The sequence below is a fragment of the Sphingomonas sp. AC449 genome (genome assembly GCF_979253475.1).
Genome location: NZ_CEEDCZ010000002.1, coordinates 497116 through 508977 on the forward strand (window position 1 = coordinate 497116; position 11862 = coordinate 508977).

Annotated in this window: 12 protein-coding genes; 10 read left to right on the top strand and 2 right to left on the bottom strand. The window is 67.1% G+C overall.

Translation table 11 applies throughout. From position 1 onward, the window contains the following. Window position 1: 1 nt before the first annotated feature. From AC0CH3_RS05905 to AC0CH3_RS05930, 6 genes are all read left to right on the top strand, one after another. A complete protein-coding gene (locus tag AC0CH3_RS05905; RefSeq protein WP_056022334.1) occupies window positions 2–883 on the top strand; it encodes an alpha/beta fold hydrolase in 882 nt (293 codons plus the stop codon). Window positions 884–946: 63 nt separating this feature from the next. Beyond that, on the top strand, window positions 947–1705 hold the full coding sequence (locus tag AC0CH3_RS05910) for an SDR family oxidoreductase (protein WP_354302601.1): 759 nt from the start codon (window positions 947–949) through the stop codon (window positions 1703–1705). Window positions 1706–1873: 168 nt separating this feature from the next. Then, a complete protein-coding gene (locus AC0CH3_RS05915) occupies window positions 1874–2983 on the top strand; it encodes a glycoside hydrolase family 130 protein (RefSeq protein WP_354302603.1) in 1110 nt (369 codons plus the stop codon). 67 nt (window positions 2984–3050) lie between these two features. Further along, window positions 3051–4193 carry a glycosyltransferase family 4 protein gene (locus AC0CH3_RS05920; protein WP_354302605.1) on the top strand — a complete coding sequence of 381 codons (1143 nt, stop codon included), beginning with the start codon at window positions 3051–3053 and terminating at the stop codon, window positions 4191–4193. A 62-nt stretch (window positions 4194–4255) separates the two neighbouring features. Continuing rightward, a complete protein-coding gene (locus AC0CH3_RS05925; protein WP_056021641.1) occupies window positions 4256–5659 on the top strand; it encodes an NAD(P)H-dependent flavin oxidoreductase in 1404 nt (467 codons plus the stop codon). A gap of 32 nt (window positions 5660–5691) precedes the next feature. Continuing rightward, window positions 5692–6318, top strand: a complete 627-nt coding sequence (locus tag AC0CH3_RS05930; protein ID WP_354302607.1) for a LysE family translocator — start codon at window positions 5692–5694, stop codon at window positions 6316–6318. A 40-nt stretch (window positions 6319–6358) separates the two neighbouring features. On the opposite strand, the gene AC0CH3_RS05935 is transcribed toward AC0CH3_RS05930, so the two are convergent. Together AC0CH3_RS05935 and AC0CH3_RS05940 are read right to left on the bottom strand one after the other, a co-directional pair. Further along, window positions 6359–6550 (bottom strand): hypothetical protein, encoded by a 192-nt coding sequence (locus tag AC0CH3_RS05935; RefSeq protein WP_200916249.1) that lies wholly within the window; start codon window positions 6548–6550, stop codon window positions 6359–6361. A gap of 68 nt (window positions 6551–6618) precedes the next feature. Further along, complete coding sequence (locus AC0CH3_RS05940; RefSeq protein ID WP_354302609.1) at window positions 6619–7617, bottom strand: 2-hydroxyacid dehydrogenase; 999 nt, start codon at window positions 7615–7617, stop codon at window positions 6619–6621. Between the two features lie 181 nt (window positions 7618–7798). Between AC0CH3_RS05940 and AC0CH3_RS05945 the strand changes: the two genes are divergently transcribed. From AC0CH3_RS05945 to AC0CH3_RS05960, 4 genes are all read left to right on the top strand, one after another. Beyond that, window positions 7799–8287 (top strand): SH3 domain-containing protein, encoded by a 489-nt coding sequence (locus tag AC0CH3_RS05945; protein ID WP_354302611.1) that lies wholly within the window; start codon window positions 7799–7801, stop codon window positions 8285–8287. A gap of 35 nt (window positions 8288–8322) precedes the next feature. After that, window positions 8323–9096, top strand: a complete 774-nt coding sequence (locus AC0CH3_RS05950; RefSeq protein WP_354302613.1) for a prepilin peptidase — start codon at window positions 8323–8325, stop codon at window positions 9094–9096. Window positions 9097–9194: 98 nt separating this feature from the next. Then, complete coding sequence (locus AC0CH3_RS05955; protein WP_333996450.1) at window positions 9195–9554, top strand: hypothetical protein; 360 nt, start codon at window positions 9195–9197, stop codon at window positions 9552–9554. A 101-nt stretch (window positions 9555–9655) separates the two neighbouring features. Further along, complete coding sequence (locus AC0CH3_RS05960; protein ID WP_354302615.1) at window positions 9656–11848, top strand: BamA/TamA family outer membrane protein; 2193 nt, start codon at window positions 9656–9658, stop codon at window positions 11846–11848. Window positions 11849–11862: the final 14 nt, after the last annotated feature.

An 11862-nucleotide genomic window follows, 5' to 3' on the forward strand; every position in this document is an offset into this window, starting at 1 on the left:
CATGGCCGCTTACGAAAATCTCTATTGGTGGTCCAACGACGGGCTCAGGCTGCATGCGCGCGACTATCCGGGGGGCGAGCCGGGGCGGCCGCCGATCCTGTGCCTGCCCGGGCTGACGCGCAACGCGCGCGACTTCGACGCGCTGGCAGCCCGGCTTGCGGGGCGCTGGCGCGTGATCGCGGTCGATTTCCGGGGCCGTGGAGAGAGCGCGTTCGCGAAGGACCCGATGTCCTATGTCCCACTCACCTATGTCCAGGATGTCGAGGCGCTGCTGACCGAGCAGGGGATCGATCGCTATGTCGCGTTCGGTACGTCGCTGGGCGGGATCGTGACGATGTTGATGGGCGGGCCCGCGCGGGGCCGGATGGTCGCCGCGTTGCTCAACGACGTCGGCCCCGAGATCGATGCGCAGGGCTTGTCGCGGATCAGGGGCTATGTCGGCAAGGCGAGCGTCTTCCCGACCTGGATGCATGCCGCGCGCTGCGTCGCGGAGAACAACGCCGACGTCTATCCCGACTGGTCGATCGAGGACTGGCTGGCGATGGCCAAGCGGCTTTACCGGCTGAACAGTGCGGGGCGGATCGTGCTCGACTACGACCTGAAGATCGCCGAGCCGTTTAGGGTCCCGGGGAACGAGGCGGGGCCGGACATGTGGCAGGCCCTGGGGTCGTTGCGCGACGTGCCGACGCTGATCGTCCGCGGCGGCCGCTCCGACCTGTTGTCGGCCGCGGTGGCGGAGCGGATGGCGGCGTCGCTCGACGAGGCCGAGCTCGTGACGGTGCCGGGGGTCGGGCACTCGCCGACGCTGAGCGAGACGATGCTGCATGGGCCGATCGACCGGCTGCTCGACCGTGCGCTTGAGAGGGCGGCCGTCGCGACCTAAGGGAAGATGCGACGGACATCGCTCGTACGCGGTCCTCCAGGCTTTACTCACTCGGGATACTTCATGACCTCACCTGCCGACGCGCATACCCATGTCCGCCCTCTCAAAGGCCGCCGCGCGATAATCACGGGCGGGACGACGGGGATCGGCCGGGCGATCGCCGTGCTGCTCGCGGCGCAAGGCGCGAAGGTCTATATCTGCGGACGCGACGAACAGTATCTGCACGATGCGCTCGCCCTGATCCGCGAGGTTGGTGACGGCGACGGGATGATCACCGAACTGGCCGATCCCGACAAGGTTCGCGCGTTCTTCGATGCGGGCGAGGCCTATCTCGGCGGGTTCGACATCACCGTCGTCAACGCCGCGGTCGCTGCAGGCGGGCTGACGCAGATGGACGAGGACGCGCTGCGCTATGCGATCGCGGTCAATTTCACCGCCTATCTGCTCAGCGCGCATCATGCCGCGCACCGGATGACGCCGATCGGCGACCTCGTCCTGATCGGCTCGCTCAGCGCGCATATCCTGGGACCAAGCTCGACCGTCTATGCGGGCATCAAGTCGGGGATCGCCGGCTTTGCCGAGGCGCTGCGTCGCGAACTGGGGCCGAAGGGGATCCGGGTGTCGCTGATCGAGCCGGGCAAGGTCGGCTCCCACATGCAATATCCCGACGTGCCCGACGAGAAGCAGCGGGAAATGGTCGCGGCCGAGCAGATGCTGCGCGCCGAGGACATCGCGGCAGGCGTCGAATTCCTGCTGACGCAGCCGACGCGAAGTGTGATCCAGCAGCTCGTCATCGTGCCCCGCGCGCTCGAGGGGGAATAACGCAGGCGGACGGCGCAGCCTCGTCGAAGGCCACACCCGCACCGTCATCCTGACGAAAGTCAGGATTCAGGGTGCCCGAGGGCCGTCTTTCGTGGCTCTGGATCCTGACTTTCGTCAGGATGACGATCAGGAACTGGCGGTATCGCCTTTCGCATCAAGGAGAATAGCATGTTCGATCAGCTCGTCTTCACCCCCGCGGACATCGACCTGTCGCGCTCGCCGCTGGCGGGGAAGGTCGCCGCCGAGACCTATGTCCTCGGCGCGTTCAATCCCGGGATGACGCGACTGGCGAACGGCAACCTCCTGATGATGGTGCGCGTGGCCGAGGCGCTGCGCGAGCCAATCAAGGGCGGCAACGTCCATGCGATCCGCTGGCAGGACGGCGCCTATCTGCTCGATCCATGGCCGTTGCAGCTCGTCGACACCGCCGATCCACGCAAGTTCATGATGCGCGGCGGCGGGTGGAAGGTGATGGCGCTGACCTCGCTGTCCTGGCTGCTGCCCGTCGAGCTCGACCCCGAGGGCCGCTCGGTCGTCGCGGTGCATTACGACAAGGCGATCGCGCCGCGGACGTCGTACCAGTGCTACGGGGTCGAGGATGCGCGGATCTCGAAGGTCGGCGACCGCTATCTGATGACCACCTGTTCGGTCAGCCCGGAGCGGCATTCGACCACGCTTTACTCGTCCGACGACGCGCTCGACTGGCAGCTCGAGGGGATCGTCCTCGATCACCAGAACAAGGACATGCTGATTTTCGAAGGGCTGATCGATGGGCAATATTGGGCGCAGACGCGGCCGCTCGGCGACCTGTATTTCGCTTATCCGCCGGGCAGCGAGTGGCGCGCCGGCCCCTCGATCAACCTGTCGCGCTCGCCCGATGCGCTGCACTGGAAGCCGCACGACAAGCCCGGCATCCGGCCGCATGCCGCGACCGTGTCGACCGCGCGGATGGGCGGCGGCGCCCCGCCGATCCTCACCGATCGCGGCTGGCTGACGCTGTGGCACGGTGTCGAGCCGTCGGGCGTGGTCGGAATCTATCGCACCTATTGGTCGATCCTCGACAAGGACGATCCGTCGATCACGCTCGCGACCGAGCACGCCCCGCTGCTCGAGCCCAGCCCCGCGCTCACCGAGCCGCTGAAGGACAGCCTGTATCTCGACAATGTCGTCTTCACGACGGGCATCGCGGACGCAGGCGATTTCTACGTCGTCGCGAGCGGCGAGGCGGATCTGGCGTGCCGGATCACGCATATCCCGAAGCAGGTCTTCGCAGCCTGAATGCGGCGACCATGCGAAAACGCTGTTGAGCCTTGAACCCGGCGGCGGGAATCGGCATCGCTCGGGCATGGCTGCTCCCGTCAACATCCTCCACCTCCATTCCTCGTTCGATCTCGGCGGCAAGGAGGCGCGGGCGGTACGGCTGATGAACGCGTTCGGCGATCGCGCGAAGCACAGCATCGTGTCGGGCGTGCCCGATGCGCTGGGTGCGCAGGCGTCGATCGCCAAGGGCATCCGGTACGAGATCGCGCAGAACCCGCCGCCGCTGACCGGCAAGCCGTCGGTCAAGCGCTACGAGGCGATCGCGCAGTATATGCGGCGGTTCGACCTCGTGCTGACGTATAATTGGGGCGCGATCGACGGGGCGATGGCGCGCCGCGCGTTCGGCAAGGGGGCGCCGCCGCTGGTCCACCACGAGGACGGCTTCAACGCGGACGAAGCGGGTGGCCTCAAGATCGAGCGCAACATCTATCGCCGGCTCGCGCTGGGGGCGGCGCACGCGCTGGCGGTGCCCTCGGAAGTGCTCGAGGACATCGCGCTGCGGACGTGGAAACAACCCCGCGAGCGCGTCCACCGGATCGTGAACGGCATCGGCACCGCCTATTACGCGCAAAAGCCCGACCCCAAGGCGATCCCCGGGTTCGTCCCGAACAGCAAGGAGGTCGTGATCGGCGCGCTCGCCGGACTGCGCGAGGTGAAGGACCTGGCCGCGCTGGTGCGTGCGGTCGGCGGCGTGTCGGGGCGCGTGCGGCTGGTGATCATCGGCGAGGGTCCGGAACGCGCTCGGATCCAGCAGGCCGCCGCCGCAATGGGGCTTGGCAAAGTGCTGGTAATGCCCGGTTTTCTCGACCGCCCCTATCGCTACATCGGTCATTTCGACATTCTCGCGCTCTCGTCGCGCAGCGAGCAATTTCCGATATCGGTGGTCGAGGCGATGGCGGCGGGGCTGCCGATCGCGAGCTATCCGGTGGGCGATGTCGCCCGGATGGTGTCGCCGGAAAACGCGCCCTTCATCACCGCCAATGCCGACGAGGTAAAGCTGCGCGACGCGTTACAGGCGCTGGTGTCCGATGCTTCGTTGCGCGCGACGATCGGCGCTGCGAACCGCGCGCGCGCGACGGCCGAATTTGACGAGTCGGTGATGATCGCGCGCTATCGGACGCTGTATGAAGAGGCGCTGGGGCGGCCGGGCGCGTTGACCCCGCTCTGAATTTGCTCGCACGTTGCGTCCTTGCGATATAGGGGGCCGTATTTTCCGGGAGAGGTGACGTCGTGTTCAAGGGCCTGAAGCCTATCGTCTATAACGGTCGCGAAGTGTGGCCGCTCGTGGAAGGCGGCAAGGGTGTCGCTGCGACCAATCACGCGTCCGCCGGCGCCTGGGCTGCAGCGGGCGGCATCGGTACGGTTTCCGCCGTGAATGCAGATAGTTACGATCCCGACGGCAAGATCATCCCGCAGGTCTATGCGGCGCTGACGCGGCGCGACCGGCACGAGGAGCTCGTCCAGTACGCGATCGACGGTGCGGTCCAGCAGGTCGAGCGCGCGTACGAGATCGCCGACGGCAAGGGTGCGATCAACATCAACGTGCTGTGGGAAATGGGCGGCGCGCAGCGGATCCTGCACGGCGTGCTCGAGCGCACGCGCGGCAAGGTCGCGGGCGTCACCTGCGGCGCGGGCATGCCCTACAAGCTCAGCGAGATCACCGCGTCCTACGGCGTCAGCTATCTGCCGATCGTCAGCTCGGGCCGTGCCTTCCGCGCGCTGTGGAAGCGCGCCTATTCGAAGGCGGCCGAATGGCTCGCCGCGGTCGTGTACGAGGATCCGTGGCTCGCGGGCGGGCATAACGGCCTGTCGAACGCGGAGGATCCGCTCAAGCCGCAGGATCCCTATCCGCGCGTCAAGGAACTGCGCGACGTGATGCGCGAGGGCGGCATCTCCGACGACGTGCCGATCGTGATGGCGGGCGGCGTCTGGTACTTACGCGACTGGAACGACTGGATCGACAATCCCGAGCTCGGCACGATCGCGTTCCAGTTCGGCACGCGCCCGCTGCTGACGCGCGAAAGCCCGATTCCCGAGGGCTGGAAGAACGCGCTGACGCAGATCGAGGAAGGCGACGTGCTGCTGCACAAATTCTCGCCGACCGGCTTCTATTCGTCCGCGGTGCGCAACCCGTTCCTGCGCAGCCTCGAGGCGCGGTCGGAGCGCCAGATCGCCTTCTCGACGCAGGAGGCGGGCGACCATGTGTTCCAGCTCGACGTCGGCGTGAAGGGCAAGAACTTCTGGGTCACGCGCAACGACCTGCTGCGCGCCCGCCAGTGGTTCGGCGAGGGGCATACCGATGCGCTCAAGACGCCCGACAACACGCTGGTGTTCGTCAGCCCGAACGAGAAGGGCATGATCCGCAAGGATCAGGCGGACTGCATGGGCTGCCTGTCGCAATGCTCGTTCTCGAGCTGGGCGGATACCGAGACCAATTCGACCGGGCGCCTCGCCGACCCGCGCAGCTTCTGCATCCAGAAGACGTTGCAGGACATCGCGCATGGCGGCGATATCGAGCAGAACCTGATGTTCGCGGGCCATGCCGCGTATAATTTCAAGAAGGACCCGTTCTACTCGAACGGCTTCGTGCCGAGCGTCGGGCAGCTCGTCGATCGGATCCTGACGGGCGACTAAACGTCGTTCGGCGGTGACGGGGAGGGGTGGCGATGACCTTGCATCTCTGGTGGCTGTTCGTTGTCGCGGTGTTCCTGCTCTGCGGGACGCCGGGGCCGAACATGCTGCATGTGATGACGCGAAGCGTCGCGTTCGGTGCGCGGCGCAGCATCGCGGCGATGGCGGGATGCCTGTGCGCGCTCGTGCTCGTGCTGGCAGCCTCGGCTGCGGGGGTATCGGCGTTGCTCGCCGCATGGCCACGCGTATTCGACGCGTTGCGCTATGCCGGTGTCGCCTATCTCGTGTTTCTCGGGATCAAGGCATGGCGGGGCGCCGGTGCGCCGGTCGATGTCGGATCGGACGCGCTGCCCGTCGCGGCGTCGGCGCGGCGGCTGTTTCGCGGCGGGTTCGTGATCGGGATCAGCAACCCGAAACTGCTGCTGTTCGCAGCGGCGTTCCTGCCGCAGTTCGTCGACAGCGGATCCCCGCAGGCGCCGCAGTTCGCGATCCTGGTCGTCACCTTCGCGGTCGTGGAAAGCTTCTGGTACGGGGTCTACGCGCTGTGCGGGCGCACGCTGGCGCGGCATCTTCGGCGTCCCGCGTTGCGCCGCGGGTTCGATCGCGCGACGGGCGGGATCTTCATCGGGTTCGGCGCAGCGTTGCTCGGCACGCACGCCTGAATGAGGTTCGCGCGGGCCGTTGGCCGGCCCGCGCGTCCGATCATTTTGCCACGGTGCCGACGACCGCACCACCGGTGCCGCCGATTGCCGCGCCCTTTTCGACGCTACCGCCGGTTGCTGCGGCGACACCTGCGCCGCCCGCTGCGCCGATGCCGGCGCCCTTCAGTGTCGAACACGCGCTCATCGATACGGCGGATGCGACCAGCAAGGCGGAAACTGCGATCTTCTTCATGGGGATACTCCTTCTCTCCGGGGGTATCCAACTAATGCCGCGTCGCAGCATCGGTTCCCAAAAACTGGTCAGGCCCAGCCTTCGAGCACCTGATCGGGGGGGCGGTGTCCGTCCGCCCACATGCGGATATTCTGGATGACCTTCTCGCCGGTCGCGATCCGGCCTTCGAACGTCGCGGAGCCCATGTGCGGCAGCATCACGACGTTATCGAGCGCGAGCAGCCGTGGATCGATCTCGGGCTCATGCCGCCAGACGTCGAGCCCGGCGCCCGCAAGCCGCCCCGATTCGAGCGCGTCGATCAGCGCGTCCTCGTCGACGATGCCGCCACGTGACGCGTTGATCAGAAAGACATGGGGGCGAAGCAACGCGATCCGACGCGCGTCGATCAGGTCGCGGCTGTCGGCATTGAGCGGCGTGTGGAGCGTGACGATATCGACTGCGGCGAGCATCTCGTCGAGCGAATCATGCCACGTCGCACCCAGTGCCGTTTCGAGCGACACGGGCAGCCGGCGCCGATTGTGATAGTGGACGGACAGCCCGAACGCGGCCGCACGCCGCGCGACCGCCTGGCCGATCCGACCCATGCCGACGATGCCGAGCGCCTTGCCGCCGATCCGGTGGCCCAGCATCCCGCCGGGGCTCCAGCCGGTCCAGCTTCCCGAGCGAACGAGCTTTTCGCCCTCCGCCAGCCGGCGCGGCACCGACAGGATCAGCGCCATCGTCATGTCGGCGGTGTCCTCGGTGAGCACGCCGGGGGTGTTGGTGACGATGATCCCGCGGTTGCGCGCGGCCTTGAGGTCGATGTGGTTCACCCCGGCGCCGTAATTCGCGATCAGGCGGAGGCGGTCGCCGGCACCGGCGATCAGCGTGGCGTCGATATCGTCCGTCACCGTCGGGACGAGCACGTCGCAGTCCGCCATCGCGGCAGCCAGCGCGTCGCGCGACATCTTCTCGTCGGCGCGGTTGTTGTGCGTTTCGAACAACGCCTCCATCCGGTCCATGACCACGTTCGCGAGTTCGCGTGTGACGACGACCTTCGGATTGGGGCAGCGACGGGTATCGGGCATGCCGACGGCTTGGCGAACCCCGTCGCAGGCGTCAACGAAGAAGCGGCAGGGTCCCGTCGCACGTGCCGGTTCCCGCGATCGCGCGCGATCGCACTGGCCTGCGCTTAGTAGTTGAAACCGGAGCATTCGCCGCGATAGGGATTGGCGTCCCGCGGGCTGCGTCGGGCTACAGGATATCGCCATGCGCCTCTTTGCCGTCGGTTTCGCCGTCACCGCCACGTTGCTTCTGATCGTCGAACCGGCGGCGGCGGATCCGGACCGGAAGGTCCCCTATTATGCGTCGATCGCGGCGGGGCGAGCCCGGACACGGACGGGGCCTGCGCGCACCTATCCCGCGAGCTGGCTGTACCAGCGCGCCGACCTGCCCGTGAAAGTCGTCGCGATCCACAAGGAATGGCGCAAGATCGCCGATCCGGATGGCACCGAAGGCTGGATGCAGGCCAATCTGATGAGCGCCACGCGGACCGCGATCGTCCGCGGCGGGGTGCCGATCGATCTGCGCGCGCGTCCGAGCGAAAGCGCGAAACTGCTGTGGCGGGCCGCACCCGGCGTGGTCGGTCGGCTGAGCCAGTGCGCGAACGGCTGGTGCCTGATGGACGTCAAGGGGCAGGCCGGGTTCGTCAGGGTCGATGCGCTCTGGGGTGTCGATGCGGACGAAGCGCTTCCCTGATTGACGGCGGGGCAGCCGCTCGTCACGCGGCAGGGATGATCGATATCGCAAACCTGCCGATGCCGCTCGTCGCCGCGGTCCTTCTCGGCGGGCTGGGCGCGATCTTTGGAAGCTTTATCGCGGCGCTCGTGATCCGCTGGCCGCAGGATCGTTCGGTGGTCCAGGGGCGGTCGTGCTGCGATCATTGCGGCCGCGTGCTTCGCCCGATCGAGCTGATCCCGCTCGTCAGTGCGGTGCTGACGCGAGGAAGGTGCAGGCATTGTCGCGCGCCGATCGATCCGATCCACTGGCGGATCGAGGCTTGCGCGGTTGTGATCGGAGTAGTCGCCGGGATCGTTGCCCCCAGTGTGGAGGGCGTCGCCGGTGCGGTCTTTGGCTGGATCCTGCTCGCGCTTGCTGCGCTCGACATCGTTGCGTTCTGGCTTCCCGACCGATTGACCGGCCTGCTTGCGATCGGCGGCGCGATCGGTGGGATCGCCGGTATCGGACCGATCGCGATCGACCGGCTGATCGGCGGCGGCGTCGGCTATGGCAGCTTGTGGCTCATTGCCGCCGGTTATCGACGGCTGCGGGGCCGCGAGGGGATGGGCGCCGGCGATCCGAAGCTGTTCGGCGCGATCGGGTTATGGGTGGGTTGGCAGATGCTGCCCGCGATCCTGTTGATCGGCAGCATGATCGGGCTGGGTGTCGTACTGTCGGCGCGGCTGCGCGGCGCCGCGGTGACCGCGGACACCGCGCTCCCGTTCGGCGCATTGCTCGCGATCGCCGCTTATCCAGCCTGGCTATTCATGATAACGACCGCGGCATGATCGGATTGCTTTTTGCCGCTGCGTTGCAAGCGTCGTCCACCGCGTCTCCACCGACCGCTTCTCCACAGATTGGGGGGCAATCGGGCAGCGCGGCGCCCATGCTCGGTCCGATCGGCAAGCAGGTCATGCCCGCAAAGGGGTGTGCCGCGTTCCTGTGGGGGACGACCGACCGGACGCTGGTGGCGATGGCCGGGGCGGAAACGGGGCGGATCCGCGTCGCGATCGACGGCAAGCCGATCGATTACCTGCGCGCCGATGAAAGCGGTGCCGGCGGGTTCGGCTTTGCGGGAGTCACGACCTATCGCGGCGGCGATCTGACGATCGCGCTCGACATGACGATCGTGTCGCGCGACGACCTCGCGTCGGGGGCGATGATCCCTGCGGCGACGCTACGGATCGACCGGCCGGGACGCGATACGGTGATCCTGCCGGTCGCGGGTATGGTCGGCTGCACGTAAATCGCAACGGTGCGAAACTTTCAGAACTTTCGAGCGTTCGGAACAGCTAACGGGGATGAATCGAATGCGGTCGCCCTATTCAAAGGGGACTCGCAGTTAGCGTGACAGGTTCGACCGGACGGCATTATTGGCTCGCCATCGCTTTGGCGGCGGGCGCCAATGGCCTCATCCAGCCCGCCGCGGCGCAGCTCGCACAGCCCGGCTCTGCGCCTGCCAAGGGGCCTGACGCCCCTCGTGCCGCTGATCGGCAATCGTCGACGCCAGCCTCCCCTGCGACTGACGCGCCGATCGTTCCCGACGCCGAGTTCAACAGCGCGCTGCCGCCCTTGTCGGGCGATATCAACGCGGCGCTCGAGCCGATGATCGCCGACACGCCGCAGACCGCGTCAGTGACTCAGCCGGCCACGTCGAGCGCTCCGGCGGTTACCGCTTCCGGCGATGTGCTGCCGCCGATCGGGCCGAACGATCCGCAGCTCGTCGAGCCGCTCCCCGCGCTCGCCAGCTACGACACCGCGCCACTGGCGACCGGTGCCGACATCCGCGACAAGAATGCGCCCGAGATCCGGTACGATGCCGAAATCAAGGGGCTTGCGGACGCCGGGGACGGGCTGGAGGCACGATACAAGGCATTGTCCGCGCTCAAGGGCGGCGGCAAGGCTGCCAACGCGACGCAGGTTTCGGCGCGGGCGAAGGAAGACGAGGCCCTGGTCGTCCGGTTGCTCAAATCGCTCGGCTATTACGATGCCACCGCCATTTCGACGATCGAGACCCCCGCCGGAACGCCCGGCCGGCTGAAGGCCATCGTCAGCGCACAGCCCGGCCGGCTGTACACGCTGTCGTCGATCGTGGTTCAGGCCGCGCAGACGACACCGCCCGATCTCGTGCGGCAGCAACTGCCGCTCAAGGTCGGCGATGCGATCCAGGCCGACCGCATCCAGGGCGCGGAGGCGAACGTCTCGCTGACGCTCCCGCAAATGGGATATCCGTTCGTCAAGGTCGGCGAGCGCGATATCCTGCTCGACGACGAGTCGCCGACCGCGACGGGCGCGTATACGCTCCCGGTCGATGTCGGGCCGCGCGCGTCGTTCGGGCAATTGCGCACCGAAGGCGACACGGTCTTCAATATCGAGCATCTAAACGTCTTCCCGCGGTTCGAGCCGGGCGCGCTGTACGACAATCGACTGACCGACGACCTGCGCAACGCACTGGTCGCGACCAGCCTGTTCCAGAGCGTCTCGGTGGTCCCGCAGCGCACCGGACAGATCAATGCCGATGGCACCGAGCAGGTCGATCTGCTGGTCCGTCAGGCCAAGGGTCCGGCCCGAACGCTGGGCGGCAACGTCGGATTCTCGACGGGGCAGGGGTTCCGCGCCGAAGGCACCTGGCAGCATCGCAATCTCTTCCCGTACGAAGGCGCGCTGATCGCGTCGGTAATCGCAGGCACGCAGGAGCAGGGTGTCGCGGGGACGTTCCGCCGTGCCAATGCCGGCCGCCGCGATCGGACGTTCAGCCTGACCGCAGGTGCGAACCACTCGAATTACGACGCCTATGAAGCGTTCACGACGAGCGTCGGCGTCCGCTGGAGCTATGATTCGACGCCGATCTGGCAAAAGCCGCTGACCTATTATTATGGCGGCGAGCTCGTCGGCACGAACGAGAGCGTTTACGACTTCACGCGTGGCGAGAATGTCCGGCGGACCTATGGCATCGTCGCGCTGCCGGGGCAGGTGCTGTTCGATCGGTCGGACAGCCTGCTCAATCCGAGCAAGGGCTATCGCCTCCGCGTCAATCTTAGTCCCGAAACGTCGGTCCAGGGGGCGGTCAGGCCCTATGTCCGCGCGATGGTCGAGGGGACGTTCTACTATCCCGTATCGAGCAGCATCGTGATCGCCGGCCGCGCCAAGGCGGGGACGATCCAGGGCGTCGCCCGCGACGACCTGGCGCCGTCGCGTCGCTATTATGGCGGCGGCGGCGGATCGGTGCGCGGGTACGGCTATCAGCGGCTGGGGCCGTTCGATCCGAATGGCGATCCGGTCGGCGGACGCAGCCTGAACGAATTCGCGCTCGAAGCGCGGTACCGGTTTGGCGATTTCGGGATCGTCCCGTTCGTCGATGCGGGCAACAGCTACGAAAGCACGACGCCCGACCTTTCGAGCCTGCGCTACGGCGCGGGTATCGGCGGGCGTTTCTATACCAGCTTCGGGCCGATGCGCGTCGATATCGCGACGCCGCTGAACCCGCGCGAGGGTGACGGCAAGGTCGCACTCTACATCTCGATCGGGCAGGCATTCTGATGGCCGAAAACGGC

Coding starts and splice junctions, on each gene's coding strand:
- AC0CH3_RS05955 (WP_333996450.1), top strand. CDS start 9,195: ATGCTCGGTCCGATCGGCAAGCAGGTCATGCCCGCAAAGGGGTGTGCC.
- AC0CH3_RS05915 (WP_354302603.1), top strand. CDS start 1,874: ATGTTCGATCAGCTCGTCTTCACCCCCGCGGACATCGACCTGTCGCGC.
- AC0CH3_RS05950 (WP_354302613.1), top strand. CDS start 8,323: ATGATCGATATCGCAAACCTGCCGATGCCGCTCGTCGCCGCGGTCCTT.
- AC0CH3_RS05905 (WP_056022334.1), top strand. CDS start 2: ATGGCCGCTTACGAAAATCTCTATTGGTGGTCCAACGACGGGCTCAGG.
- AC0CH3_RS05930 (WP_354302607.1), top strand. CDS start 5,692: ATGACCTTGCATCTCTGGTGGCTGTTCGTTGTCGCGGTGTTCCTGCTC.
- AC0CH3_RS05920 (WP_354302605.1), top strand. CDS start 3,051: ATGGCTGCTCCCGTCAACATCCTCCACCTCCATTCCTCGTTCGATCTC.
- AC0CH3_RS05935 (WP_200916249.1), bottom strand. CDS start 6,550: ATGAAGAAGATCGCAGTTTCCGCCTTGCTGGTCGCATCCGCCGTATCG.
- AC0CH3_RS05910 (WP_354302601.1), top strand. CDS start 947: ATGACCTCACCTGCCGACGCGCATACCCATGTCCGCCCTCTCAAAGGC.
- AC0CH3_RS05940 (WP_354302609.1), bottom strand. CDS start 7,617: ATGCCCGATACCCGTCGCTGCCCCAATCCGAAGGTCGTCGTCACACGC.
- AC0CH3_RS05945 (WP_354302611.1), top strand. CDS start 7,799: ATGCGCCTCTTTGCCGTCGGTTTCGCCGTCACCGCCACGTTGCTTCTG.